22 protein-coding genes and 1 pseudogene are annotated in these 23377 nt (G+C 56.9%); 11 read left to right on the top strand and 12 right to left on the bottom strand.

All coding sequences use genetic code 11. The annotated features are described in order from the left end of the window. Positions 1-61: 61 nt before the first annotated feature. The 3 genes and pseudogenes from ACZRMS_RS17860 to ACZRMS_RS17850 all read right to left on the bottom strand — a co-directional run. Positions 62-2215: a TonB-dependent siderophore receptor gene (locus tag ACZRMS_RS17860; protein ID WP_463996366.1), complete on the bottom strand. Its 2154-nt coding sequence runs from the start codon at positions 2213-2215 to the stop codon at positions 62-64. A gap of 419 nt (positions 2216-2634) precedes the next feature. Beyond that, positions 2635-4221 carry an ABC-F family ATPase gene (locus tag ACZRMS_RS17855; RefSeq protein WP_463996365.1) on the bottom strand — a complete coding sequence of 529 codons (1587 nt, stop codon included), beginning with the start codon at positions 4219-4221 and terminating at the stop codon, positions 2635-2637. A 20-nt stretch (positions 4222-4241) separates the two neighbouring features. Beyond that, positions 4242-4548 (bottom strand): annotated as a pseudogene (locus ACZRMS_RS17850) (site-specific integrase); the annotation flags it as partial. Positions 4549-4598: 50 nt separating this feature from the next. On the opposite strand from ACZRMS_RS17850, the gene ACZRMS_RS17845 reads away from it, so the two are divergent. Then, positions 4599-4853, top strand: a complete 255-nt coding sequence (locus ACZRMS_RS17845) for a hypothetical protein (RefSeq protein ID WP_463996364.1) — start codon at positions 4599-4601, stop codon at positions 4851-4853. A 172-nt stretch (positions 4854-5025) separates the two neighbouring features. On the opposite strand, the gene ACZRMS_RS17840 is transcribed toward ACZRMS_RS17845, so the two are convergent. Further along, entirely contained in the window at positions 5026-5235 is a 210-nt protein-coding gene (locus ACZRMS_RS17840; RefSeq protein WP_463996363.1) for a hypothetical protein, read from the bottom strand. A gap of 677 nt (positions 5236-5912) precedes the next feature. Further along, the gene (locus tag ACZRMS_RS17835) at positions 5913-6863 is read right to left on the bottom strand and encodes a LysR family transcriptional regulator (RefSeq protein ID WP_463996362.1); all 951 of its coding nucleotides are present in this window, start codon (positions 6861-6863) and stop codon (positions 5913-5915) included. 130 nt (positions 6864-6993) lie between these two features. On the opposite strand from ACZRMS_RS17835, the gene ACZRMS_RS17830 reads away from it, so the two are divergent. From ACZRMS_RS17830 to ACZRMS_RS17805, 6 genes are all read left to right on the top strand, one after another. Then, complete coding sequence (locus ACZRMS_RS17830) at positions 6994-7269, top strand: DUF2798 domain-containing protein (protein ID WP_463996361.1); 276 nt, start codon at positions 6994-6996, stop codon at positions 7267-7269. 143 nt (positions 7270-7412) lie between these two features. Continuing rightward, positions 7413-8450, top strand: coding sequence for a zinc-dependent alcohol dehydrogenase family protein (locus tag ACZRMS_RS17825; RefSeq protein ID WP_463996360.1), 1038 nt, complete (start codon positions 7413-7415; stop codon positions 8448-8450). Positions 8451-8703: 253 nt separating this feature from the next. After that, positions 8704-9018, top strand: a complete 315-nt coding sequence (gene hdeA / locus ACZRMS_RS17820; protein ID WP_463996359.1) for an acid-activated periplasmic chaperone HdeA — start codon at positions 8704-8706, stop codon at positions 9016-9018. A gap of 241 nt (positions 9019-9259) precedes the next feature. Beyond that, positions 9260-9718, top strand: coding sequence for a hypothetical protein (locus ACZRMS_RS17815; RefSeq protein WP_463996358.1), 459 nt, complete (start codon positions 9260-9262; stop codon positions 9716-9718). A 79-nt stretch (positions 9719-9797) separates the two neighbouring features. Next, positions 9798-10169: a hypothetical protein gene (locus ACZRMS_RS17810; protein ID WP_463996357.1), complete on the top strand. Its 372-nt coding sequence runs from the start codon at positions 9798-9800 to the stop codon at positions 10167-10169. A 14-nt stretch (positions 10170-10183) separates the two neighbouring features. Further along, positions 10184-11335, top strand: a complete 1152-nt coding sequence (locus ACZRMS_RS17805; protein WP_463996356.1) for a PQQ-dependent sugar dehydrogenase — start codon at positions 10184-10186, stop codon at positions 11333-11335. Between the two features lie 48 nt (positions 11336-11383). On the opposite strand, the gene eco is transcribed toward ACZRMS_RS17805, so the two are convergent. Beyond that, the gene (eco, locus tag ACZRMS_RS17800) at positions 11384-11866 is read right to left on the bottom strand and encodes a serine protease inhibitor ecotin (RefSeq protein ID WP_463996355.1); all 483 of its coding nucleotides are present in this window, start codon (positions 11864-11866) and stop codon (positions 11384-11386) included. Positions 11867-12062: 196 nt separating this feature from the next. On the opposite strand from eco, the gene pgm reads away from it, so the two are divergent. Beyond that, entirely contained in the window at positions 12063-13703 is a 1641-nt protein-coding gene (gene pgm, locus ACZRMS_RS17795; protein ID WP_463996354.1) for a phosphoglucomutase (alpha-D-glucose-1,6-bisphosphate-dependent), read from the top strand. 63 nt (positions 13704-13766) lie between these two features. Here the strand turns inward: pgm and ACZRMS_RS17790 are convergent, their stop codons facing one another. From ACZRMS_RS17790 to ACZRMS_RS17775, 4 genes are all read right to left on the bottom strand, one after another. Continuing rightward, a complete protein-coding gene (locus tag ACZRMS_RS17790; protein ID WP_463996353.1) occupies positions 13767-15638 on the bottom strand; it encodes a DUF3857 domain-containing transglutaminase family protein in 1872 nt (623 codons plus the stop codon). A 173-nt stretch (positions 15639-15811) separates the two neighbouring features. Beyond that, positions 15812-16285 (bottom strand): YbaK/EbsC family protein, encoded by a 474-nt coding sequence (locus ACZRMS_RS17785; protein WP_463996352.1) that lies wholly within the window; start codon positions 16283-16285, stop codon positions 15812-15814. 79 nt (positions 16286-16364) lie between these two features. Continuing rightward, on the bottom strand, positions 16365-17375 hold the full coding sequence (locus tag ACZRMS_RS17780) for a zinc-dependent alcohol dehydrogenase family protein (RefSeq protein WP_463996351.1): 1011 nt from the start codon (positions 17373-17375) through the stop codon (positions 16365-16367). A gap of 54 nt (positions 17376-17429) precedes the next feature. Beyond that, positions 17430-17726, bottom strand: a complete 297-nt coding sequence (locus tag ACZRMS_RS17775) for an ArsR/SmtB family transcription factor (protein WP_463996350.1) — start codon at positions 17724-17726, stop codon at positions 17430-17432. A gap of 182 nt (positions 17727-17908) precedes the next feature. On the opposite strand from ACZRMS_RS17775, the gene hemB reads away from it, so the two are divergent. Together hemB and surE are read left to right on the top strand one after the other, a co-directional pair. Then, positions 17909-18883, top strand: a complete 975-nt coding sequence (hemB, locus tag ACZRMS_RS17770) for a porphobilinogen synthase (protein ID WP_463996349.1) — start codon at positions 17909-17911, stop codon at positions 18881-18883. A gap of 59 nt (positions 18884-18942) precedes the next feature. Then, entirely contained in the window at positions 18943-19719 is a 777-nt protein-coding gene (surE, locus tag ACZRMS_RS17765) for a 5'/3'-nucleotidase SurE (protein ID WP_463996348.1), read from the top strand. 7 nt (positions 19720-19726) lie between these two features. Here surE and ACZRMS_RS17760 read toward each other — a convergent pair whose 3' ends face one another. Then, a complete protein-coding gene (locus tag ACZRMS_RS17760) occupies positions 19727-20662 on the bottom strand; it encodes a LysR family transcriptional regulator (RefSeq protein WP_463996347.1) in 936 nt (311 codons plus the stop codon). A 352-nt stretch (positions 20663-21014) separates the two neighbouring features. Here ACZRMS_RS17760 and ACZRMS_RS17755 point away from each other — a divergent pair, with 352 nt between their 5' ends. Next, positions 21015-22292, top strand: coding sequence for a Wzz/FepE/Etk N-terminal domain-containing protein (locus ACZRMS_RS17755; protein ID WP_463996346.1), 1278 nt, complete (start codon positions 21015-21017; stop codon positions 22290-22292). On the opposite strand, the gene modC is transcribed toward ACZRMS_RS17755, so the two are convergent. Continuing rightward, positions 22289-23377 (bottom strand): molybdenum ABC transporter ATP-binding protein, encoded by a 1089-nt coding sequence (gene modC, locus ACZRMS_RS17750; protein WP_463996345.1) that lies wholly within the window; start codon positions 23375-23377, stop codon positions 22289-22291. The two genes, ACZRMS_RS17755 and modC, sit on opposite strands and share 4 nt — an antisense overlap.

The following is a 23377-nucleotide window of genomic DNA, read 5'->3' as shown; positions in this document are numbered from 1 at the left end:
TTGCGGTATGCGGGTACCGCTTGCCACCCATGAGCAGGCCTGGCGCATCAGCCGATGCGTGTCACAGTGTCCACTTCAGCGAAAGCATCAGGTTGCGCGGGTCACCATAAGTCCCGGCCCCGCTGGCGGTAGGGATGCCCTGCCAGTATTTTTCATCAAAGACGTTGTTCAGGTTAACCCGTGCATCCCAGTGCTCATCCAACCGATAACCCGCCATCAAGCCAACCACGGCATAGGGGTCCTGCTCGGCATGGCCGTTGCCGACCCGGCCATAGGTTGCGCTTTGCGCCAACACGTCAGCACCAATCCGTACTTTCTGCAGATTGCCCTGCAAGTGATAGGTGGTCGCGGCTTTGAACAAATGCTTGGGCTGGTTGGGGGCGAACAGGTTGCCTTTGTCAAAGGCCTTGTCCTTGACGTACTGGCTCAGCACCAGGGTGTAGGCGGCGGAAGCCTGCCAGTCCGGGGTGAGGGCGCCGCTGATTTCCGCATCCAGACCACGGCTGCGTACTTCGCCTGCGGCTTCGTAGCAGGTACGGTTGGTGGCCAGGCAACTGGAGGGCTGGGTGTCGAGCGCATACGCGCGATTTTGCTGGGTCATGTCGAACAGTGCCAACGATGCGTTCAGTTCACCGTTGAAGTACTCGCCCTTGATTCCGACTTCATAGCTGTCCCCGGTCATCGGTTTGAGCACCGAGCCTGCGACGTCCTGTTGGGTTTGCGGCTTGAAAATCTCGGTGTAGCTGGCATAGACCGAGTAAGTGTCGTTGATGTCGTAGACCACGCCGGCATACGGCGTGACTTGCTGAGTGACCTTGTAATCACCGGTGCCCGAGCGGTTGTCGTATTCGTACCAGCTCAACCGGGAGCCGATGATGACGTGCAGTGGGTCGAACGGGTTGAAGCGCGCGGCGGCGTAGACGCCTTCTTCTGTCGCGGTGTTCTGGCTTTGATAGGGGGTGCGGTCAGCAATGTCCGGCTTGGGGATGACACCCGGGTCGAAGTTGTAGATGTCGATTGGCGTCGCCTTGGCCCAGAAGCCACCTTTTTGATCGAACTTTTCCTGTCGGCGGCTCGCTCCTATTGTCAGCTCATGTTCGCGGCCAAACAGGCGGAACGGGCCCGAGAGCGAGCCATCGAGGTTGGTCTGCACGTCAGTGGTGTCGTATTGCCCCGAGGACTGGGTAAACCCGCCGCCCTTGGCTGCGTTCAAATAGCTGGAGAACGTGTTGGACTCGGCCCAGATCTTGGCGAATGCCAGCCTTGAGGTCCAGCCGTTGTCAAAGCGAGTGGTGAGGTCGGTGAACAGGCTGACGTTGTCCCGGTCCCAATAGGCCCAGTCGTTACTCAGGAACGTAGACCGGGACAAGTGCAGGTCTTCGCCATTGGGCCCTGCTGGCAGACTGCCCCAGTCCGAGGTTGCGTCGTCGCGTTGCTTGGATGCGCCGAGGGTCCAGGTGGTTGCATCGCTCAGATCAGCTTCCACAACACCGTAAAAAGTCTGGCGCAGCTTGTCGCGTTCATCGATATAGCTCTTGTTGTCTTCATAGGCGGCCACGACGCGGCCGCGCAGGGTTCCCGATTCGTTGAGCTTGTTTGACGCGTCCACCTCGGTGCGGTAGCGATCCCAGCTCCCGGCGCTGGTGGTGATACTGACCTGCGGCGTTGCAGTAGGGCGCTTGCGCACCAGGTTCAGGGTGGCTGACGGGCTACCCGCACCGCTCATCAGGCCGGTCGCGCCGCGGACTACCTCAACGCGGTCGTACATGGCCAAATCCGCCCCGGCAATGGTGTCCAGGGTGAAAGTACTGAGGCTGGTGGGCAGGCCGTCGTACATCAAATTGTCGATCACAAAGCCCCGCGCAAGGAACTGTTGGCGGTCCCCGCCGAACTTGCGCAAGGTGATGCCCGGTGCGTACTTGACTACATCGTTGAGGTCATTCATGCCCTGGTCATCCATGCGCTGGCGGGTAATGACGCTGACCGATTGCGGCGTTTCGCGGATCGACAACGGCAGGCCGACAGCGGTGCTCATGGCGCCGGTGGTATAGGAACCGCTGCCTTCGGTGGTGGCGTTATCGGTTATTACGCTTTGGGCATTGATATTCACCTCACCGAGGTTCAGCGGGCCTGGACTGACCGGGGCAGCCAGGGTTGCAGCAGATAAGCCCAGTGCCAGGGCACCAGTCAACGATGAGGTAAAGGGAAGGGGCATCATACAGATCCTGCAAAGGGGAAATATTCGCACCTGTTTGACAGACAAATAGCAGCGACTGGAGCTCGTTGTCTGATAACGGACTACGCTAGCGGGCGATATTAAAGACTTATTCGCATCTGTAAATGGTAATTGTTACTAGTTGCGATGAATTTGTATTTGCGCTCGGGATTCAGCGCTGGCGCTTCTACGCCAATTCGCTATTGGAGCAATGCGCAAAGGTATGGCGACAAGAGCATCGTGGCGCCGGGAGCCCAGCGGTTATCAGGGATGGATGGCTCGCAGAGCCTTCATTTTCAGATTCCAGAAAAGCAAATGCCCCGACAGGTCGGGGCATTTGCTTTCAGTCCTGGTCAGGCTGTGTTTTTACACACTCCGGCCAGGACGGGGTATTGCTCGACGATACGTGGTGTGTTCAATCAGAACACTACGCCCTGGCTACGCAGGTAGTCATCGTATGTGCCGCTGAAGTCGATCACGCCACTTGGGCTCAGCTCGATAATACGAGTGGCCAGCGAGGATACGAACTCACGGTCATGGCTGACGAATACCAGAGTGCCCGGATAGTTCTCGAGTGCCAGGTTCAGCGCCTCGATGGATTCCATGTCCAGGTGGTTGGTCGGTTCGTCCATGATCAGCACGTTGGCTTTTTGCAGGATCAGCTTGCCGAACAGCATGCGACCTTGCTCACCACCGGAAATCACCTTGACCGACTTAAGGATGTCATCGTTGGAAAACAGCATGCGGCCCAATGTGCCACGTACCATTTGCTCGCCTTGAGTCCACTGGCCCATCCAGTCGAACAGGGTCATGTCGTCTTCGAAGTCGTGGGCATGGTCCTGAGCGTAGTAGCCCAGCTCAGCGGCGTCAGTCCACTTCACAGTACCGGCATCCGGAGTCAGTTCGTTGACCAGGGTGCGCAGCAGGGTGGTTTTGCCGATACCGTTCGGACCAATGATCGCGACGCGCTCGCCGGCTTCAACGGTGAAGCTGAAGTCCTTGAACAGGGTCTTGCCATCAAAGCCCTTGGCCATTTGCTCGACCATGACTGCCTGACGGTGCAGCTTTTTGTTCTGCTCAAAGCGAATGAACGGGCTGACACGGCTTGAAGGCTTGACCTCGGCCAGCGTGATCTTGTCGATCGCCTTGGCACGGGAGCTGGCCTGCTTGGATTTCGAGGCGTTGGCCGAGAAGCGGCTGACGAACGCTTGCAGTTCGTTGATCTGGGCTTTCTTCTTGGCGTTTTCCGACAGCAGTTGCTCGCGCGACTGAGTTGCGACTGTCATGTACTCGTCATAGTTGCCCGGGAACAGGCGCAGTTCGCCGTAGTCAAGGTCAGCCATGTGGGTGCAGACACTGTTCAGGAAGTGTCTATCGTGGGAGATGATGATCATCAGGCTGTTGCGCTGGGTCAGAATGTTTTCCAGCCAGCGGATGGTGTTGATATCCAGGTGGTTGGTTGGTTCGTCGAGCAGCAGCACTTCAGGATTCGAAAACAGTGCCTGAGCCAGCAGAACGCGCAACTTCCAGCCTGGCGACACTTCGCTCATCGGGCCGTTGTGCTGTTCGATACCGATACCCAGACCCAGCAGCAGCTCGCCGGCGCGGGATTCAGCGGTATAACCGTCCATTTCGGCGAACTCGGTTTCGAGTTCTGCGACGGCCATGCCGTCTGCTTCAGTCATTTCCGGCAGCGAATAGATGCGATCGCGCTCGGCCTTGACCTTCCACAGCTCCTCGTGGCCCATGATCACGGTATCGATTACGGTGAATTCTTCGTAAGCGAACTGGTCCTGGCGCAACTTACCCAGACGCACGTTCGGCTCCAGCATGACCTGCCCGCCGGATGGCTCAAGGTCGTCGCCGAGGATTTTCATGAAAGTGGACTTGCCGCAACCGTTGGCACCGATCAAACCGTAACGGTTACCTGCACCAAATTTTACTGAAACGTTCTCGAATAGCGGCTTTGCGCCGAACTGCATCGTGATATTTGCTGTGGAGATCAATTACTTTACCTATCAATAGCTTAGAGTTCGCTGGTTTCAGCCGATACCAATTTGATACCAATTTGGAGCTTTTCCAGCTCGCTCCAATCTGAGCTTGAGTTGATCCGACGCGCATAAGTAGACAGCAACATTTGGACGCTAGGGCCAAGCTGCTGGGAAATGAAGGCGGGATTCAAACCGGACATTAAGCATATTGTCGCATAGGTATGGCGACAGTTGTACGGTGGACGGGATCTGATTCCGCGTGTTTCCGGGGTTGGGCCCCCTTTCTTTGTCTAAAAACGGGGCCTGGGGTCGGTAAGTGCTGTTCTTTGACGGCGGAAAAATGAGCGCGGCGCCCAGCATTTTGCGCAACAGCTCTTTAACCGGTGCTTTTTGTGGCACGTGTTCGCCTCGACGGCCCCCCTGAAGAGAGAGTCAAGCAGCCGGCTAAACCTTTTGTCTGGGGTAATGGTGAGCTGCTGACAGCTTATGTGCTGATGCTGGTCTTTGCTGTGATCGCCCGTTACTCATCGCCAGCAAGAAGCCAGGCGAGCAGTGCAATCAAGAGGATTAAAGAGACAAGGTTATTTTGTGGAGCTGAAGGCTCCGGATTTTTATTGCGCTGTTTGGGTGTTAGCCCCGAGACGTGAAACGCCATGATTAAACCCTTCGCTGATCCAGTCGCCCGTGGGCATCCAATTCGGAAGGGAAAATAATGAATTCAGGTTCGCCGGAGCAATTCAGGCGGTTCCTGTTTGTTTGTGGGAAGGCGCCACTTTTAAGGGCGAGACGGTATGTAAAGCGCCCAAAAACCAACAGATATCAGTGAAGCGTAACGACCCGGCGACTTTCGCCAATCCTGATTCTGTCCAAGGCACGGTTTAACGCGTCCAGGGCATCGAGAAGGGCTTTTGCTTCAGCTTCTCGACCATCCCCCCAAAGTCGTTCGGCCATTTTATTCAGGGCCTGGATCGACCTTTCTATGTCGGCTGCAGTAACCGCCGGGCTTTTTGCGGGATTCTTCTTCGGCATTATCCAAACTTCTTCGGGGCCCGATCGATGAGGATCACGATCTGGCAAGGCTGAGCAATTGTACTGCCTCGCTTGCGTAACGATAGGTCTGAAGTGTTTGTACGGCGCCCATGGCCTTCAGATTGCATCTTCTGCTTGGGCGGGGGGGGGGGGCAACACGTTCCTGAACGGGTCCAGGAAGCGTTGATAGTGTCGTCCCTGAGTCAAGACTGTGCAGTCATGTGAAACCGGATTGAGACTAAAGGATTGCAAGTGAAAGCCAGTGCGCACTTTAGTCAGGCGCGGTCTGGCCAACGCACTGGAACTAATGCAATCAGCGACTGATGCGGATTTTCTTGTGTGTTACTTCACAGATAAATGTACCGGTGTCGCCACGAAGTACGTAAAGGGTTGCCCTGTAAAAGGCAGAGGCGGGGGTGCAGTGAAGGTCACGCATCTTGCGGTAGGCCCATTTCCAGCCACGTCTGTTTGTGACGCTCATACTATTCATTCCTTGAATGGCTTGACGGCTGAGTGTAACAGCACATAAAAAAATAGTACTCCGCCGGAACGTTTATTTTTTTTGTTTGAAGCGCAAATATGTTCACGACGCTGTAATGATAGATCGTTCCGGGTGTATTGGATTGCAGGTGCTATTCATAAAGAAACCGCACCACCTTAGTGCGCCTGGAAAGCGTTCAATAAATGAGTGCAGTGTTCGCAATATTATCTTTTGGCCAACGCGTTTTCAGGTGTTCGGTTAAATACTCGATAAAGGCTTTAACTTTTGGCGTCATGGCAGCGCGATCCTGTACGCAAGCGTATATATCCAGCGGTTCTGCGTAGGATTCGGTCGATTCATGGCTGTTTTTCAGCAGCGAGATGAGTTGGCCTGACTCTATGTAGGGCGCAGCCACAAACTCGGCAAGACGCGCAATGCCGGCTCCGTAAATCGCCATTTGGGTCAGCGCATCGATATCGTCACTGATCGCCGTGAAATTCAGCGTTGCGTAGTAGTGCTGCCCGTCACGAATAAAACCCCAGCGCAGCAAGCGCCCGTCCAGCGGGTAGCGAAAAGCCAGGCAGGCGTGCTGCTGGAGCTCTTCCGGGGTACGGGGGATGCCGGCCCGGGCCAGATAGGCGGGGGAGGCGCAAACGATAAAAGGAACAGAAGCTATCTTGCGCGCAACGATGCCTTCTTCCAGTTGGGGTTTGATCCGCAGGCTCAGATCAATGCCTTCCTGGATATGGTTGATTTTTCCATCGGTGGTGCATAGCTCAAGCCTCAGCCGCGGGTAGCGGGTAGCAAAGCCCGCAATCAAAGGGGCCAGCACATGCCGACCGAACGCGGAGGAAGACGCAATGCACAGCCGCCCCTGGAGCTCGGTATCGCCCGCGCTGATGGCCATCTGTGCTGACTCCAGGTCGGAGGCGATGTGCCGCACCCTTGAGTAGTACAACGTACCGTTTTCAGTCAGTGCCATGCTGCGGGTGGTGCGTTGCAGCAGCCGAGTGCCCAGATGTTCTTCAAGGCGGTTGATGGTCTGGCTGACGGCAGCGGCACTGACCCCCAACTGTTTGGCCGCGCCAACGATGGAGCCTGTTTCGACCACTTTGATAAAGCTGGCAATTGCCGCTAACAGATTCACTTTGGGCAGCCTTGAGAAGGTTATTCGTAAGTTTTTCTTTATAAAGTAACTATCGTGAGACGTCTAGTTGTGGATTTCTGATCTTGCTAAGGTCCGTCATTCCTTAAATTGAAGCTGGAAATGGACTGACATGACGCCGAAAGAATCTTCTAACACATTGCCCTTGAAGCGCCTGAAGCTCTCTGCACAGGCCACGCCGTATGTGTTCGCGTTTTATATGTCGGCAATCATGGCTTTTCTGATGTGCCTGGTGATCACCGCAGCCAACTCGGGTATTGAGGGGGATTACCTGAGTAATGTGCTGCACGCCTATCAACTGGCCATGCCCGTAGCCTTTTTGTGCGTTCTGGTGGTGCGCCCGATTGTGATCAAGCTGGTGTCTGCCACAGTCCACCCGCACCGTTAGTCAGTCAGGCATTTTTATGACCTGTGGCAAGGGCGTTCCTGAAAAAGGCTGCTTAACTGCACCTGTGTTTTTGGGGGCTGCCGTGCAGGATGCACATCAGAGGTAGCCGCAGCTGATTCTTGATCCGGTAAAGGAAAACCACCATGAAAGCGCTTACCTATCAGGGGCCTGGCGAAAAATCCTGGTCCGATATGCCCAAACCTGTGATCGATAAACCGACCGACGCCATCGTGCGTATCCTCCACACCACCATCTGCGGAACCGATTTGCACATCCTCAAGGGAGATGTGCCGGAAGTGACTCGAGGCACCGTTCTGGGTCATGAAGGTGTAGGCGTGGTCGAAGCAGTCGGCCCGGCCATACGCAATTTCAAGCCCGGTGATCATGTACTGATTTCCTGCATCACTTCCTGTGGCAGTTGCGCCAACTGCCGGCGTCAGATGTATTCCCACTGCGCGGATGGCGGGTGGATTCTGGGGCATACGATTGACGGAACCCAGGCGGAATATGTGCGCATCCCCCATGCCGATAACAGCCTCTACCCGGTGCCGTCAGGGGCCGATGAAGAAGCCCTGGTGATGCTGAGCGACATTTTGCCGACCGGCTTTGAAATCGGCGTGCTCGCGGGCAAGGTCAAGCCCGGTGACAGCGTTGTAATCGTCGGTGCGGGCCCGGTGGGCATGGCGGCTCTGTTGACGGCGCAGTTCTATTCGCCTGCTCAGTTGATCATGGTGGATGGTGATACCAACCGGCTCGAAGTCGCTCAACGGTTTGGCGCCACACATGTGATCGATATCAATACGCAAAACGCGGTTGAGCGCATATTCGAGATTACCCATGGCGTGGGGGTCGACGTTGCGATTGAGGCCGTGGGCATTCCAGCATCCTTTGACACCTGCCAATCGGTCATAGCCCCGGGCGGAAGCATCGCCAACGTGGGTGTACATGGCAAAAGTGTCGAACTGCACCTGGAAAAGCTATGGATCCAGAACGTCACCATTTCCACCGGGCTGGTGAATACCAATACCACCCCTCTGCTGATGAAAACCGTGGCGTCCGGGAAGATCGATGCGGGCAAGTTGATTACCCACCGCTTTGCGTTGTCCGACATCTTGCAGGCGTATGAAGTGTTCGGTAATGCGGCCAAGGAGAAGGCCATGAAAGTTATTCTTTCTCAATAAAACTTAACGTCGGCCGCCAGCATGAAGTTGCTGTAGGCCGCGGATATGCATGGGTGCGCCAAAGGCGGTTTTATATAAAAAGCATCGCCAAAGTTAGCGTGCTTATTGTTGTGGCGGGTAAATAAGTGGTCGCATGATACGTCGGTATAAAAACAGAAAGTTAACTGTTTTTTTGACAGGTTCACGGTCTGCGACTATGTTCTTTGCGGCAGAACACGAGTTACTGAATCTTTGACGATAGGGATATTTGCATATGAAGAAGCACATTCTGTTAATGGGCGCTGTGGGTCTGGTTGCACTGTCTACGTTGGCTCAGGCTGAAACCAAACAGCCCGTGTCGAAATGGACGTGCGCGGATTTCCTGGCCGTTGATGAAAGTTTCCAGCCGACGGCTGTAGGCCTGGGTGAAGCGATTAACAAAAAGGGCAAAGTTGAAGATGCGGTACTGGATGTAGACGGTATCGCAAAAATCACGCCTATCGTGGTGACGGCATGCAAGGAAACCCCGAAAGAATCCTTCGTGAGCAAACTCAAGTCTGAGTGGACAAAAATCAAGAAAGACGTGTAACCCACGCCAAGCCTGTACTTCCCAGGAGTACAGGCTGACTCCCTGCTGGCCCCCGCGTAGTTAAAAACACCCCCGCATTTTTGAATTTCCTGCCCCGTTGACTCTCTACATGAAGTCAGGCCTGCCTTGCTGGCCAGAAGGGCGTAGTAGACTACGCTCGTGTTATCTCTTTGTGTCGGGGAATCTTATGTTAATCAGGTCATTAGCCGAGCTTGATCGTATCCGTGACGAGTGCCGCTCCATGGTCACCAAACGTTCTGCAGTATCGGCAGGTGCCGCTGCAATCCCGATACCCGGGCTCGATATCGGTACGGATGTGGCGCTTCTGGTTGAAATGCTACCGGCGATCAACAGCAAGTTCGGGTTGACCCCGCACCAGATCGAGCAGATGGACTCGCGATCCAAGCGCCTGATCATCGTGGCGGTCACCGGTATCGGCAGTGAAGTTATCGGAAAATTCATCAGTCGAACCCTGGTCATGTCGTTGGTGCGCAAGATGGGCGCCAAGGTTGCGACCAAGTCAGTGATTCGCTTTGTGCCTTTTGTGGGGCAGGCGGTGGCTGCAACCATCAGCTTTGGCGTGATGAAAATGGTTGGTAATGGCCATATCGAGGATTGCTACCAGGTGTGCCGCGAGGCGCTACTGGCCCAGGCGCGTGAGTCAACGGTGATCGAGATTGGTCCCGAAATCGACGTCTGACCCGTTTATTGACCTTATAGCCGAACCTGTTGGGCAAAAGCTCATCAAAGGTTTAGGTCAACTAGAAGTGGAGGGCGTGATGAACAGGTCTATATCCAGTCTTTTACTCCTGCTGATGGGGGGCATGCTTGCCGCCCAGGCGCAGGCTCAAGTGTTGCCGGACCATCAGCCCCGTGCATCGCACCCGGCCCAAGCCGAACGGGTCGCGCAAAACACACCGTTAAACAACACCCCTCCTGCGAACAACCCGATCCGTCGCATAAACCCCAACAGCCGCCAGGGCACGGGCGATTCTGTACCGGGTGCGCGGGGGCCCTCTACCGCCCCCATACAGCCAAGACCCTCCATCGAAAATGGCCAGATCGGTAATGGCTATCCCCGCAGCCAGCCCCCTCCAAAACCTGTAAAACCGGCCGCGCCGTCGCTCCAGCCCCGGGACGAACCCTATTAAACAAGGAATGGTTAATGTTCAGAAAAACCTTGCTGGCCACGCTGTGCGCCTCGGCGCTACTCAATGTGGCATTCACGGCTCATGCCGACGGGCAGAAGACCTTTGTAACCGAAACCGGAACGGTCACGGCAACGCCCGTCGTTGAAGGTCTCAACCACCCGTGGGCGTTGGCTTTTTTGCCCCACAGGCAAGGCATGCTGGTGACTGAGCGCCCGGGTAACCTGCGTGTCGTCAGTCCGGACGGCAAACTGTCTGCACCACTCTCGGGCGTGCCGCAGGTATGGGCCAAAGGGCAGGGCGGATTGCTCGATGTGGTGTTGTCGCCCAGCTTTGGCGAAGACCGCCTGGTGTATTTGTCTTACGCAGAGGGCGGTGGGGAAGACGGCAAGGCCGGAACCACCGTCGGCCGTGGTCGTTTGTCGGAAGACCTGACCCGCCTGAGCAACTTTGAAGTGATCTTTCGTCAGGAGCCCAAGCTGTCTACCGGCAATCACTTTGGCTCACGTCTGGTGTTCGACCGGGACGGCTATCTGTTTATTGCCCTTGGTGAAAACAACCAGCGCCCGACCTCCCAGGATCTCGACAAGCTGCAGGGCAAGATTGCCCGCATCTACCCGGACGGCCGTATCCCCAAGGACAACCCTTTTGTGGGGCAGACAGGCGTCAGGCCCGAGATCTGGTCCTACGGTCATCGCAATCAGCAAGGGGCAACGCTCAACCCGTGGACAGGCACCTTGTGGAGCCATGAACACGGGCCCAAGGGCGGCGATGAAATCAACCTGATTGAACGCGGCAAGAACTACGGCTGGCCACTGGCGACCCACGGTATTGACTACTCCTCCAGGCCCATTTCCGAGGCCGGTGGCCAAACGGCAGAGGGCACGCTCGGGCCTCATCACGTCTGGGAAAAATCCCCCGGGATCAGTGGCATGGCGTTCTACGACGGGGACCGCTTCAAGCCTTGGCAGCACAACCTGTTTATTGGCGCCCTGGCGGACAAGGACCTGATCCGGTTGCAGCTCGATGGCGACAAGGTGGTGCACGAGGAGCGCCTGCTGGGTGATCTCAAGGCGCGTATCCGCGACGTGCGCCAAGGCCCGGACGGGTATCTGTATGTGTTGACCGATGAGGATGACGGCGTGTTGTATCGGGTGGGGTTGCAGTAGCCAAAAAACCTTTAGCCGCAGCCTTTGGCTGTGGCTAAAGGTCATTCATCACTCGCTCACAGCCTGCTTGACCTGCTTGGATGCCGACCAGATCCGGTAGCGCACTTCGATGTCCTTGGGCACGTAGATCACGATAGGCAACTTGCTGTTGTAACGCAGCATGAAGCCATCGCCTACCACCGGTACAAACTCGGGATGGGCCTTGCCTTCGGGGCACGCCATCATCGTGCTCATGGGGCCGCTGACCTTGTTCAGGCGATACATCGGGTAGCCCCAGCCCTTGAGTGTTTTCTCTTCCAGTTTGCCGCCCAGGCGCTGCTGATTACAGTCGACCTGCAACGTCTTGCCCGCGATGATTTGGACTTTGTAGTCGTCTTCGTTCTTCTGCTTGGGCAGATGAATGACCTGGCGGCTAAAACCCGCCTCGGCTTTAGGGTAGGGGGCGACGTCTTCCAGTTTGGCGGCGTTGGCCACGCTGCACAGCGTACTCACGGAGAGTAGAACGGCTGCGCTGATCACCAGTGGTTTCATGCTGCTTCCTTATTTCAGTGCTAAAAATGTGCGTCCAGGTGAAGCAAACAACGTGTCTGGATCAAGCTCAGACAACGAATAGTGCATTAAAGTGCAAAACAGGTCACTTGGTGTGGATAGATTGCTTCGCACCAGTGTCGAACTGCCAGTAAACTGCTTTTTTTCCTCCGAATCACTTATTTCCCGAGGTTTTTGCATGACACTCAGTCCTCTAGCGGGCAAACCGGCTCCGGCTCAGTTGTTGGTCGATATTCCACGACTGGTGACCGCCTACTACACCGGCCAACCCGATGCAGCGATTGCTACTCAGCGTGTTGCGTTCGGTACTTCAGGGCACCGCGGCAGCTCGTTTGAGTTGAGCTTCAATGAGTGGCATGTATTGGCTATCAGCCAGGCCATTTGCCTCTATCGCCAGATGAAGGGCATCAACGGTCCTCTGTTTGTCGGTATCGATACCCACGCACTGTCGACCCCGGCAGGTGCCAGCGCACTGGAAGTGTTTGCGGCCAACGGCGTAGACACCATGATCGCGGCTGACGACGAGTACACTCCGACTCCGGCCATCTCCCACGCAATCATTTGCTACAACCGTGGCCGTACCACCGGTTTGGCGGACGGCGTGGTCATTACCCCGTCCCACAACCCGCCTGAAAGCGGTGGCTTCAAGTACAACCCGCCAAACGGTGGCCCGGCCGATACCGATGTCACCAAGTGGATCGAGGCCAAGGCCAACGAACTGCTGGCGGCCAAGCTGGCGGGGGTCAAGCGCATCGGTTACGAGCAGGCCCTCAAGGCCAGCACCACGCATCACCATGACTACCTGAACACCTATGTTGCCGATCTGAAAAACGTGATCGACATGGACACCCTGCGCGGTGCCAACCTGCGCCTGGGCGTTGACCCGCTGGGTGGCGCCGGTGTGCGCTACTGGTCGGCAATCGGCGAACACTACGGCCTGAACCTGGACGTGGTGAACACCTCGGTAGATCCGACGTTCCGCTTTATGTGTGTGGACTGGGATGGCCGGATCCGCATGGACCCGTCCTCCAGCTATGCCATGCAAGGCTTGATCGGGCTCAAAGAGCGTTTTGACGTGGCATTCGCCTGTGATCCGGACCACGATCGCCATGGCATTGTTACGCCATCTGGCGGCCTGTTGGCGCCGAACAACTACCTGGCCGTGTCCATCGACTATCTGTTCCAGAACCGCCCGCAATGGCGTGCGGATGCTGCTGTCGGCAAGACCGTGGTCAGCAGCGGCCTGATTGATCGTGTCGCCGCTCGTCTTGACCGCCGCTTGTACGAAGTACCGGTGGGCTTCAAGTGGTTTGCCGATGGCCTGTTTGAAGGTTCCCTGGGCTTTGGCGGTGAAGAAAGTGCGGGCGCTTCGTTCTTGCGCCTGGACGGCAGCGTCTGGTCGACCGACAAGGACGGCCTGATTCCATCGTTGCTGGCCGCAGAGATGACAGCCCGCACCGGCCGCGATCCTTCGCAGCTGTACCAGAAAATGACTGAAGAACTGGGTCTGCCCTTTTCGACCCGGGTCGATGCCAAGGCCACCCCGCAACAAAAAGCCCTGCTGGGCAAGTTGTCGCCGGAGCAGGTCAAGTCCACCACGCTGGCGGGCGAGGCAATCACCCAGATCCTCAGCCACGCGCCGGGTAACAATCAGGCGATTGGCGGGCTTAAGGTCATGACTGAAAACGGCTGGTTTGCGGCACGCCCCTCGGGCACCGAAGACATCTACAAGATCTACGCCGAGAGCTTTATCGGCGACGAGCACCTGAACCGCCTGGTTGAGGAAGCGCAAGTGCTGGTTGATACCGCGATCGCATAAACACCCACAAAAAAGCCTGGCCCTGCAAGGGGGTCAGGCTTTTTTATGGCGGCCTGAAAGCTGTCAGCCCTTGGTGATGAGTTGCACCACTTGCTGCATGTTTTCGTTACAGGCACGGGCTTGCCGGAGCATCGCCTCGAACGGCGCGCTCATGATTACGTCGTGACTGAGCCAGCTGTGCTTTTGCGTCATGGAGTACAGGTAACGGTACTCATCCTTGTTGCGCTTGCTGCTCAGTTCCATATCGAACCACGGTGAATTTACCTTGCAGGTTTTGATCTCCTTGTCGACCTTGGCACCCGACAGGGTGATGTCGTAGGTTATTTTTTCCGGGTCCGCCATGTACAGGTCAGCCAGTTGCCCGGTCCGCCGATAGTTCATGAGGCTGTCCCAGCGCTCGGTCATGAATGCAGGTTTGTAAACTTGCTGGCCGGACAGGTTTTCCAGTGCGCGAAGGTTTGTCAGGCTGGCGTGCACCTTATAGCGCTCGGGTACCACAAAGCCGGTTTTCTCCCGGTTGATCCTGCAATCGCTGATTTCCTTGCCGAAGTGGTTGCACAGGTTCAGATCCGTAGCGGAAACCCCTGAGTCGTTGTCCGCGTAGCTGAGTTGCATCAGCGTCATCTGCCCCATCACGACCTCGGCGCTGGTGCGTGCCTGGCCTTCGCGATTGAAGTGCTCGAACTTCTTGACATCCATGCTCAGGCTCGGCTGTTCTTCGGGGATGTGATCCTGACGCACCTTGCCTGTGGCCTCGATGACCAGCGCCCAGCGATTCTGGATGTCAGGCATGCTGCGTCCTGGCAAGAACACAGGGTTGGTGGGATCAAGCCACCAGACCTGACCGTTGACTTCGGCCCGAACGATTGCGTGATTCGCTGAGCTGGTGCCCGGCAGCAACAGGCCCATCGGGTTTGTGCCCCGGCTGACCCAGGCGGTTTCTGCTTTAATGCCGCTGGCCTGCAGCATGGCGGTCAGCAGTACCGAAAGGTCCTTGCAGTCGCCGTAGCCGCGCTCCTCGATTTCACTCAGGGTGAACGGCACGTAGCCACGGTCGGTGGCGCGCCAGTCGCCCATGTAGCGGTATTGATCGTGAATGTACTGCATCAAGCCGGACACTTGCTGCGCGGGCGGTAACCCCTTGAGCCCTGACACGGTTTTGGCGGCGCTGGCAGGCAGTCTGGCGGTCACAATTTCGTTGTAGCGTCTGGCGAGGTTGCCAAAATGGTCCTGCACCTGGCCGGAGCTGCCGATTTCAACCCGCGGCAACTGGCGGATGTAGGCGTTGCCGGCCTCGTTGATGTAATTCACGAAGCGCGGTTTTTGCTGTTCGATGACCAGGGTCTTGCTGTCGGCAGAAGGGGTGAACGTAAAGTCTTCCATCAGCTCGCTGCGCCACACGATCGGCTGCTCGGCCGTAAAAGTGCTTTTGAAGATATCCGAGCGGGCAGCGGAAGGGCCGAACAGCATGAGGTAATGGAAGTGATCCATCAGCGGTTTGGCCACCGTATGCTCACGAACGGTGTAAGTGAGCTGAGTGCCAATGCGCAGGTTAGGGAAGGCAATCGAGGTTTGTCTGGCCCGCAAAAAACCCTGATCCGGGTTGGGCGCCATGCGCGTGTCGATTTGCGATGGGGCCAGTGCCACAGGCTTGGCGCCGGGTTGTGTCGATTGGGCGTCGATGATCTCCAGTTGATCCGTCTCGGGAAAGCTGAAGTCAATGCGCGACAGCATCTCTCGCCCATTGTTGGTGAGGATGGTGTAGCGGTAAGTGGTGGTGCAATCGGTGCTGGTGTCTTTGTTGAAATGGCAGGCTCTTTGCGTTTCGCTTGCCAAGGCAGCCTCTGACTCTGGTTGCAGTGCCGCGAAAGACGGCAGGCTGACAATCCCCAATGTTGCGCAAATCAATGATTTGCTGAAAGTAAAGCGGTGCATGAGCGCCTCAGGTTATTCCCTTGAAGCAGCACCCCGGGACGTTTTAATTATCTTCAAATTGAGCTGTAGGGTGCTGCGCGAACGGCGGATGATAATCGATCGCAACTGCACTTTCTACATTTCCTGGTCGTTCATGTCGCTATAAGTACCGCGCTAGAGCCTTTTAAAGAGTTTCAGGCTGCAGGAAGAGGCTGGCAGACATCGACCCATTGCGCTTTGACCAGGTCCGCCATACGTGTAGGGCAAATCTTAACTGCGGTGTGTGTGGCCCCTGCCGCGGGCATGACTTCGGTAAAGCTTTGCAGGGAAATATCACAGTAGATAGACAGCTCAGTGGCCAGGCCGAAAGGGCAGACGCCACCCACGGGATGGCTGGTGAGTGCCACGACCGTTTCGGCATCCAGCATCTTGGCTTTGCTGCCCAGCGCATCCTTGATCTTTTTGTTATCGATACGGGCATCGCCGCGGGCGACCAGCAGTATATTGCGCTCGCCGACACGAAAGGCCAGGGTCTTGGCAATTTGCCCGGGCTCCACGCCGTGGGCCTCGGCCGCCAGTGCCACGGTGGCCGTGCTGGTGGTCAATTCGATGATGTGCAGGTCAGGGGCGTGGGTGTTGAAAAATGCGCGTACGGATTCAAGACTCATCAGGCTCGGCTCTTTGGGCAAAACCTGAATCTAGAGAAGCCGATGACGCACTGTCAATGCGCCATCGGCGATACCGGGTTTAGATGTCCAGGATGATCTTGCCGAAATGCTGGTTGGTTTCCTGGTATTTGAACGCCTCGACGATATCGCTCAGCGGGAAGTGACGATCAATCACAGGGCGGATGCCATTGGCATTGATGGCGCGCACCATGTCTTGCTGCTGGCTGCGGCTGCCGACCAGTACGCCTTGCAAGCGCACTTGCTTGATCAGCATCGGTACAAAGTTCATCGCGCCGGTGACACCGCTGAGGATGCCGATGATCGAGATATGCCCGCCCACACGGATGGCAATCATCGACTGCTCAAGAGTCGCAGGCCCGCCGACTTCAATGATGTGATCAACGCCGCGGCCACCGGTGAGTGCCAGGGCCGTTTCGCCCCATTGGGTGTCCTTGCGATAGTTGATGACGTGGTCCGCGCCCATCGCCTTGAGGCGTTCCAGTTTCTCGTCACTGGAGGAGGTGGCAATCACCGTGGCACCGGCCATTTTGGCGAATTGCAGGGCAAAAATCGAAACCCCGCCCGTGCCTTGTACCAGTACCGTGTCCCCTGGCTTGAGGGAGTCATCGGCCATCAGGGCGCGCCAGGCGGTCAGGCCGGCGGTGGTCAGGGTCGATGATTCGGCATGGCTGTACCCGGTCGGAGCGAGGGTGAACGAAGTGGCCTTGGCAGTCACTTGCTCACGGGCATAGCCGTCGATGCCATCGCCGGGCACGGTCACGAAGCCTTCAACCAGCGGAGTGCCGTCGATCCAGTCCGGGAAGAAGGTGCTGACCACCGAGTCGCCGACCTTGAATTCGCTGACATCGGCGCCTACGGCAATCACTTCGCCGGCGCCATCGGCCATGGGAATGCGTTTTTCGCTCGGTCCCCACATGCCGCTTACCACAGCAAAATCGTGATAGTTCAAAGAGTTGGCGTGTAAACGTACAGTGATTTCACCGCTGCGGGGTGCAAGGACTTCGCTCTCGCCAACCACTACATTGTGATATCCGCCGCCGGGTTGGACGAAGATAGTTTTAGTGCTCATGGGGCTTCCTCATATTTTTACATTACGCGTAATAACGAAATGTGCGGGTAAAAATTACAACTCGATTTTCAGTCTGGACGCAAATTCGTCGATTGCTTGCTCATTGCGCCGGTAGTACGTCCACTTGCCAATGCGCGTGGTCAGGACAAACCCGGCTCGCTGCAGAATGGCCAGGTGTGCTGAAGCCGTGGAAGGTGACAGCCCGGCCTTGTGCTGCAAATGGGTCACGCACACGCCAATCGCAGGATCGCCATGATCCTGGGGCGGGAAATTGCTGAGCGGGTCTTTGAGCCACTCCATCATTTGCATGCGAGTGTCATTGCCCAGGGCTTTGAGTTGTTCGAGTATCATGGTCGGCGATGTTACGCTTTTTTACGAAATGTTCAATCTTTCATGGCCGCGACAACCGGCCGCATGCAGGGCGGATGTTTTGCATTTGTAGGATCAATCCTGTATTTGTTGCCCCATTGAGCCTTGGCCAAGGCTAGTCTGTTTCTACGTTTGTTTTATGAACCTGCCCATCAGGAACCATGATGCCTAACCAGTTCCCCGCCGTTCGCCCGCGCCGCTTGCGCCGCTCCCAGACCCTTCGCGACATGTTCCAGGAAACCGAATTCAGCCTGAACGATCTGGTGTTGCCGATTTTCGTCGAAGAAGAAATCGACGACTTCGTGCCGATCACCAGCATGCCCGGCGTGATGCGTATCCCTGAGTCGAAACTGGCCGGTGAAATCGAGCGCTATGCCCGCGCAGGCATCAAGTCGGTGATGCTGTTCGGTGTCTCCCACCATCTGGATGCCACCGGCAGCGATGCCATGCGTGAAGACGGGCTGGTCTCGCGTATGGTCCGCATCAGCAAGGATGCTGCGCCGGACATGATCGTGATGAGCGACACCTGCTTCTGCGAGTACACCTCCCACGGCCATTGCGGCGTGATGCACGACCATGGTGTCGACAACGACGCGACCCTGATCAACCTGGGCTTGCAAGCGGTAGCCGCCGCCGCAGCGGGTGCGGACTTTATCTCGCCATCTGCCGCCATGGACGGCCAGGTGCAAGCGATCCGCAGCGCACTGGACGGCGCAGGCTTCCTTGATACCTCGATCATGGCCTATTCCACCAAGTTCGCTTCGGCACTCTATGGTCCGTTCCGTGAGGCTGGCGGCAGCGCACTCAAAGGTGATCGCAAGTCATACCAGATGAACCCGATGAACCGCCGCGAAGCCATTCGCGAGTCGTTGCTGGACGAGCAGGAAGGCGCAGACGTGCTCATGGTCAAGCCTGCCGGCGCTTATCTGGACATCATTCGCGACATCCGTGAAGCCTCGCGCCTGCCCCTGGCGGCGTACCAGGTTAGCGGCGAGTACGCGATGATCAAATTCGGTGCCCAGGCCGGGGCCATCGACGAAGCTCGCGTGGTTCGTGAAAGCCTGGGCTCGATCAAACGTGCCGGCGCCGACATGATCCTGACTTACTTTGCGATGGATCTGGCGCTGCAGGGGATTTAAGACGTTGGCGGCAAGTCATGGGCTTGCCGCCCGCGATTCGACATAAAAGGAGTTTATTCATGCAAGGCGCCCGGCTCGAACGAATCCTGATCACCAACGATGACGGCATTGACGCTCCCGGCCTTGAAGTACTTGAGTCCGTGGCTCGCGAGTTGGCAGATGAAGTCTGGGTGGTTGCTCCTGACCACGACCAGAGCGGTATTTCCACCGCCATCAGCATTCACCATCCCTTGCGGGTAACACCCCGTGGCGAGCGACGCTTTTCTGTCTCCGGAACACCGGCCGACTGTGTCGCGATGGCGTTGCAACAGTTGATGGACCAACCCCCGCAGTTGCTGCTGTCAGGCATCAACAAAGGCGCGAACCTGGGGGTTGAAACGCTGTTTTCCGGTACTGTGGGCGCCGCCATGACCGGCCTGTTGATGGGTATTCCGTCAATCGCCTTGAGCCAGTACTTCACCCACCGCAATGCAGTACGCTGGGACACGGCGCGCGCGCTGGCACCCGGGGTTATCCGTCAGTTGCTGGGCAAGGGCTGGGAACAGTCGGCATGTCTGAACATCAACTTCCCGGACGTGCCGGCCGAAGAAGCCGGGCCGTTGCAAATCACACGTCAAGGCGCCGGGCGCATGGACGGCGTGAACTCGACCGAGCGCACCGACTTTCGCGAGTCAAAGTATTACTGGCTCAGCATCACCCGTCATCAGCACCCTGAAGCCCCCGACACCGAAACCCAGGTGGTCACCCAGGGCGCAATCTCGGTGACGCCGCTGGAGTTCGATCGCACGGCCATTGCCCTGCGCGAGCAATTGCACGCGGCGATTAAAACCGTCTAGAACAGCCTCACGCCCAATGCGCCGGGTCATCCACGATGGCCTGGTGCCCATCAAGCACTTTGGGTATTTCCTGCTTCAGGAACTCGACCCAGGTTTTGACCTTTGCATCCAGAAACCGTCGTGAAGGGTAGAGCGCATAGATGCTTTTTTCATGCAGTCGGTACTGGGGCAGCAGGCGCACCAAAGATCCGCGCTGATACGAACCTACCGCCACATAGTCGGGCAGCAGGCACACCCCGAGCCCGGCCTCGGCAGCTTGCGCCATCGCTTCGGCCACGTTGACCTGGAACACGTTCCCGGGGCGGATCACTTGTTCGCCCTGGCCGTCGCGGAAGGTCCAGCTGTCGGTAAACAGCGGGTCAACCAGATGCAGGCAGCGGTGCTCATGCAGATCGGCCGGGACCTGCGGGATGCTCCGGTCCTTGAGATAGGAGGGCGCCGCACTGATGACGCTGAAGATGCTGCCCAACTGTTGGCCAATCATTTCCGAGTCCGGCAGGTTGGCTGAAAGCGTGATGACGACGTCATGGCCTTCTTCCAGCAGGTCGGGTTGGCGCTGGGACAGCGTGAGGTCAACGTTGACCTGCGGGTAGAGCTCCGCGTAGCGGGCCGCCAGTGGTGCCAGCAACTGGATGCCCAGCCCTGTGGTGGACTGCACTCGCAAATGGCCGCGCGGGATCAGGTGCGCGCCGCCGGCCTCGGCATTGGCGTCTTCGATTTCCCCCAGGATCAGTCGGCAGCGCTCCAGATAGCGCGCCCCGACTTCGGTCAGGGCCAAACGCCGGGTACTGCGTTGCAGCAACCGGGCCTGCAACGAGGACTCCAGCTCGGACAGCAAGCGCGAGGTTTGCGCGGTGGAATAGCCCAGCGCCTGTGCCGCAGCGGTAAAGCTGCCGGTCTCGACCACGCGGACAAACACCCGCATCGCCTGAAAAATATCCATGCTGATTATTACCCCACACGTAAGCGTGTTTTCTGGTGGCGGCAATAATTACACAGTCCGTACAGGTCTGGCGCGCAGAAATAGGCACGACACACCCAGCCAGCCCATTGCGCTAGGTATTTTCTACATGTTTTGTGAGTTAATTCTTAAAAATGAATAGTGAAACACTTAATCTCAATCATGCTACAAGATATTACTTTGAGATTACTTGATTTTATCGTCCTATCTGCTTGATTTGTATAGGCGAGGATCTTTCTTAGGAATAGTCTGTCTTACATATGTCATTTTTCTGTGCTGGGTGTTCCCCCTCCAGCTGTCAGCTGACTAAAGATCTAATAATAAGGTGCTTTTTTTGACTACTCATAACCATCTGAAAGCAGGGAAGTCTGCCCCTGAAATCGATCTTTTTGAATTGACTCATTCGCTTTGGCAACAAAAAAAGCTTATTGCAGCTACCACAGTACTTGCCGGGGCCATGGCACTTGGCTATGCATTGTTTACGTCACCGGTCTACCAGACCAGCAGCCTGCTGCGGCCCGCAGCCATCAACGAACTCGATGCACTTAACCGTTCCGAGGTTTACAAGCTGCCGCCTTCAGATGCATTGCTAAAGGTCGGCTCGGCACTTGAGTCCTACGACATCCGGTTAAATTACTTTCGTACTCACCAGGACTTGTTCAAGCCCCTGGAGAAACAAGGCATAAGCCTTGAGCAAAGTTTTGAGCTATTTAATCGCGATGCAATCAAATTGACATTACCCGCTCCGAACAAGGCTGACTCCTTAAGCCCGTTTATAAAGCTGGAGCTGACGTATCCGGATACGGTTAACGGTGTAGAAATACTTAATGGTTTTGTTGAATACGCGATCAATAACCAGCGCGAACAAATCAGTGCTGACCTCAAGGTTATTATCAATAACCGGCTTAGAGAGCTGGAAGCCAAAATCAACGCAGCCCGTTCAAGCTATCGCACTGAAAAAGAAGGGGAAATTGCTACTTTGCTCGAGGACGATACCCAGCATCGCGCGCAATTGGAGGACGAATTGAAGGCCCTGCGCCTGGAACTCAAAATCGAACGTGACGCACGTATTGCCCAACTCAGCGAAGCCATTTCCATCGCCAGATCTCTGGGGTACACCCAACCGACCACGCCGATGTCTATTGCTAATTCGGCACAGGGCTCGTCCACCAGGCAGATGCGTACCGAAATCACTGCGCAAAATATTCCGTTGTACTTCATGGGGTCTCAAGTCCTTGAGGCTGAGCGAGCCGCATTGCTCAAACGTACAACCGACGATTTTACTGACGAGCGCATCGCCAAAACCATCAAGAAGCTGAAACTGCTCGAGGTCAATCGTCAGGTCGAAATGCTCTCAAAGCGCTCAAACGAGGATCTGTTCCTGAAAGATATCGATCCTTTGCGTGCCGAAGTCGTTCGCCTTGGCAACCTGAACACCGACATGAGCCGTCTGGGGTTGGCGAGCATTGACCGCAAGGCCCAGACGCCGACTGACCCGATCAAGCCGAAAAAAGCCCTGATTGTCGGCCTGGGCGTACTCCTGGGCCTGCTGGCTGGGCTATGCATTGCAACGGCCCGCTTCCTGATAAGTCGGCGCAATCAGGCGCTTTAAGCCAGTACCGCCACCGACTTGATCTGTGCCCAGAGCGACTGCCCGGCTACCAGGTTCAACTGGTCACGGGAGTAGCGGGTGATCCGCGCCAGCAGGGCCGTACCGCCCGCATCAAGGCGTAGCAGGACGTGGGCCTGGTTGTCGGCCGGGGTTTCGCCGACCACAGTCACACGCAGGCTATTGAGGATACTGCTGTGTTCGCCGGGGTTGAGGTTCAAGCTGATATCCCGGGCCTGCACCTTGACGCGCAGGGTCTGACCCACGGCCATCGCCGAATGGGCTACCCGCAGTTGCTGGGTACTGCCAGGCAATTGCAGGGTCAGTAGCTGGTAGGCAGCGTCGTAGTGGCTTACCCGGCCCTCAATGACCACCCCGGCGTCATCTCCCCGTGCCAGTGGCAGGTCCAGCCTGGCCAGGGTCTCACCAATGGGGCCGCTGGCAAGCACCTTGCCTTCACTGAGCAGCACGATGTGGTCTGCCAGGCGAGCAACCTCGTCCTGGGAGTGACTGACATAGAGCACCGGGATATCCAGTTCGGCGTGCAGGCGCTCCAGATACGGCAGGATTTCGCGCTTGCGCTGGCTGTCGAGCGCGGCCAGGGGTTCGTCCATCAGCAACAGCTTCGGACTGGTCAGCAGCGCACGGGCGATGCCGACCCGCTGGCGTTCGCCGCCCGACAAATGATTGGGGGCACGCTCCAGCAGGTGAGCGATGCCCAGCAGCCCGGTGGCGTGAGCCAGGTCCACCCGCCGTTCCTGACGCGGGATACGGCGCAGGCCGAACTCCAGGTTGGCCCGCACCGAAAGATGGGGGAACAGGCTCGCCTCTTGAAAGATGTAGCCCAGCGCGCGCTTGTGTACCGGCACGAAGAGATCGCGCCGGCTGTCTTGCCAGACTTCATCGTTGATCTGCACAAAGGCCTGGTTTGCCCGCTCAAGGCCGGCAATACAGCGCAAACAGGTGGTTTTGCCGGAGCCGGAGTGGCCGTAGAGTGCGGTCACGCCCTTGCCGGGCAGTTCCAGCTCCAGATCCAGGGAAAAGCCGGGGTAGTGCTGTTGCAACCGGAGGCTGATGTGCGACGTCAT

The organism is Pseudomonas sp. B424 (assembly GCF_055408345.1).
Note: the sequence above shows the minus strand (reverse complement) of the source record. Positions and strands in the feature narration are given on the sequence as shown.